The 3,241-nt window shown below is 62.4% G+C and carries 5 protein-coding genes; all 5 read right to left on the reverse strand.

What is annotated here, in order from left to right:
- Positions 1 to 84: 84 nt before the first annotated feature.
- Positions 85 to 924, reverse strand: a complete 840-nt coding sequence (locus ACIQ2E_RS13570) for a metal ABC transporter permease (protein WP_296444818.1) — start codon at positions 922 to 924, stop codon at positions 85 to 87.
- The gene (locus tag ACIQ2E_RS13575; protein WP_398331595.1) at positions 921 to 1,673 is read right to left on the reverse strand and encodes a metal ABC transporter ATP-binding protein; all 753 of its coding nucleotides are present in this window, start codon (positions 1,671 to 1,673) and stop codon (positions 921 to 923) included. The genes ACIQ2E_RS13570 and ACIQ2E_RS13575 overlap by 4 nt, the downstream gene beginning before the upstream one ends.
- A complete protein-coding gene (locus ACIQ2E_RS13580; RefSeq protein WP_398331598.1) occupies positions 1,670 to 2,566 on the reverse strand; it encodes a metal ABC transporter substrate-binding protein in 897 nt (298 codons plus the stop codon). The genes ACIQ2E_RS13575 and ACIQ2E_RS13580 overlap by 4 nt, the downstream gene beginning before the upstream one ends.
- A gap of 159 nt (positions 2,567 to 2,725) precedes the next feature.
- Entirely contained in the window at positions 2,726 to 2,911 is a 186-nt protein-coding gene (locus tag ACIQ2E_RS13585) for a hypothetical protein (protein WP_398331601.1), read from the reverse strand.
- A 129-nt stretch (positions 2,912 to 3,040) separates the two neighbouring features.
- On the reverse strand, positions 3,041 to 3,241 hold a 201-nt coding region (locus tag ACIQ2E_RS13590), incomplete at its 5' end, for a hypothetical protein (protein ID WP_398331604.1).

The following is a 3,241-nucleotide window of genomic DNA, read 5'->3' on the forward strand; positions in this document are numbered from 1 at the left end:
TCAGCTCACGCACGAGGGTGCGGCGGCGCCCATAGGGATAAAGCGGCAGCAGCGGCCACCAGGGCCAGGACTGATCCGACACGCCTAGGGAGCCTGGGAACGCTGGGAGCTCAGGATGCCGTAGCGAGGGGCCAGCAGGAAAGCCAGCAGGAACAGGCCCGTTTGAACCAGCACGATGCAGCCGGCGGTGGAGCTGTCGCTCCAGTAGCTCACGTACACACCGATCAGGCTGGAGAGCACGCTGCTGGCGATGGCGAGGAGCGTCATCCGATCAAAGCGATCGGTGAGCAGATAAGCGGTGGCACCTGGAGTCACCAGCATGGCCACCACGAGGATCACACCCACGGTTTGCAAACCCGCCACCGCCGTGAGCGAGAGCACCGACAAGAGCATGTAGTGCAGCAGACCGGTGTTGATCCCGATCGAGCGAGCATGGGTGGGATCAAAACAAAAGAGCAGCAGATCGCGGCGGAACACCAGCAGCAGAGCCACCACCAGAGCCGAGATCAGCAGGGTCTGCTGAATGTCGGAGCTGGAGATGCCCAGCACGTTGCCGAACAGGATGTGGGTGAGATCGATGTTGCTGCGCACCTTCGACACCAGCACCAAGCCCAGGGCAAAGAAGCCGGTGAACACCAGACCGATCACCGTGTCTTCCTTGATGCGCGATTTCTGCTTCACAAAGCCAATGGCCGCTACCGAGCCCACACCGAACACAAAGGCCCCGAGCGAAAACGGCAGACCCAGGGCGTAGGCCACCACCACCCCCGGCATCACCGCGTGAGACACGGCATCGCCCATCAGGGCCCAGCCCTTGAGGGTCATGTAGCAGGAGAGCAAGCCGCAGACGCCCCCCACCAGGGCACTCACAAGCAGGGCTTTCACCATGAAGGCATGGCTGAGCGGTTCAAGCAGCCAGGTCATGGCTTGGGCACCATCCCGCCGAAGGTGCGGGCCAGATTTTCCGGGGTGAATACGGCACTGGTTTCGCCGTACGCCAACACGGTGCGGTTGATCAGCACCACCAGATCGCAGAACTCGCGGATATGGCCCAGATCATGGGTGGAGATCAAGATCGTGCGGCCCTCCTGGCGAAACTGCAGAAACAGCTGCGCCATCAGCTGCTCGGTGCGCACATCCACGCCGTTGAACGGTTCATCCAGCAGCAACACCGAAGCCCGCTGAGCAATCGCCCGGGCCAGAAAGGCCCGTTTGCGCTGGCCGCCAGAGAGAGCACCGATCGGGCGCTGAGCCAACGGGAGCAGATCCACCCGCTCAAGCGCATCGCGCACTGCCACCCGATCCGATTGGCGCGGCCAGCGCAACACCGACATCGAGCCATAGCGACCCATCATCACCACATCCCAAACAGAGATGGGGAAGTTGCAGTCGATCCCCTCGCTTTGGGGCACATAGGCGACGGCCTGATCGCGCTGGGCCGCGAACACCGTTTGGCCGTTGATGCGGATCCGTCCATGGGACGGGCGCACAAAACCGGTGAGCGCCTTAAACAAGGTGGTTTTGCCTGCCCCGTTCATCCCCACCAGACCGCAAATGCAACCCGGCGGCAGGCTGAGATCGGCGTCGTAGAGAGCAACAGTGCCGTTGTAATCCACGCACAGCTGCTCCACCTCGATGCGAGGGCCAGCCGGTGGGATCAGACGGCCACTCATTGCGGCGATCCACTGGCCGACTTCCCGCTCAGGCCTTGCACGATCAGGTTCACGTTATGGCGTTGCAAGGCCAGCAGGCTGGGGGCTGGACCACCGCTGCCGGAGAGGGAATCAACGTAGAAGGTACCCCCGAATCTGGCGCCCGTCGCCCTGGCCACCTCCCGCTGCGCCTCATCGCTCACGGTGCTTTCACAGAACACAGCCGGCACCCGCCGTTGCTTCACCGTGTCGATCAAGCGGGCCAGGCGCTTGGGGGTGACCTGGGTTTCCGCATTCACGGGCCAGAGGTAGGCCTCATCGAGGCCGTAATCGCGGGCCAGATAGCTGAAGGCGCCTTCACAGCTCACCAGCAGCCGCTGGTTCGGCGGCACCTGAGCCAGCGCTTGGCGCAGGTCGGCATCGAGGGCTTTGAGCTGCTGTTTGTAGGCCTCTCCCCGCTGGCGATAGCCGGCCGCACCGGCTGGATCTAAGTCGGAGAAAGCCGACACCAAACGATCCACGTAGTGCTCGGCGCGCTTCGGCGACATCCAGGCGTGGGGATTGGGCTTGCCGGCCGCCACATCCCCCTCGATCAGCACCGGCTGCATGCCCTGGCTGAGGGTGACGGTGGGTACCTTGCCCGATGAGGCCACGAAACGATCAGACCAGCGCTCGAGGCCAAGACCGTTTTGCACAATCAGGCTGGCGCCTTGGGCAGCCTCAAGATCGCTGGGGGTTGGCTCATAGCCGTGCACCTCGGCGCCGGGCTTGGTGATCGAGCGCACTTCCAGGCGATCACCCGCCACCTGCCGAGCCAGATCTGCCAGCACCGTGAAGGTGGTGAGCACCACAGGCTTACCCGAGTCTGCAGCCGGGGTGTTCTCGGAGCGACGGGCTGGGCTGGTGCAGCCCACGAGCAGGGCTGAGAGCAGAGCTATCCAACATGACCCGAACAGGAATGCCCGAGGGCAGCAGGGTGCAGCAACTGGAGCCAAACCCAACAGAATCTCAGTGCCAACCCTAAGGAGATCGCCGCTGGAACGAAGAGCCAGTGGCCTCGGTCATGCGCAGGATTAGGCCTGCTGATTGGTCACCCAGTGCGTGGCCGCCTTCTGGGTGTGCCAGGCCTGCAACAGTTGTTTGGCGAGATGTCGCAATTGCTCGGGATCGGCCGTGGCATCGATCGCTCGACTGAAGCGTTCGATCTCGAACTGTTGACCTATGGAGAGTTCAACTCCACCAGACAGATCGGAATGCATGAGCCAAACCGTTCAGAGGGTCATGCAATGTAATCATTTGATGCGATCCACCCGTAACAACGGCAACCATCTGATCCGCTGATCAGGAATCCATGGCAAGACGTCCATGCTGAACATTGATACAGACCATCAGCGCTGACTGGGATATTTCTGGCCGAGACGCCAAAGCTCATTGCTGGTTTTCCCCGGCTCGACGGCCCGCAGCTTGCACACAAGGTTGAACACATCCTGCTGCGACAGCTCACCGTCAGCCTCCCACTTCAAGCTGGCGGGCTGAAGCGAACGCTCCGGTGTGGATGGCGGATGGTCGGACACAACGCGCACGGATTT

It is taken from the genome of Vulcanococcus sp. (assembly GCF_044369115.1).
GTDB lineage: Bacteria > Cyanobacteriota > Cyanobacteriia > PCC-6307 > Cyanobiaceae > Vulcanococcus.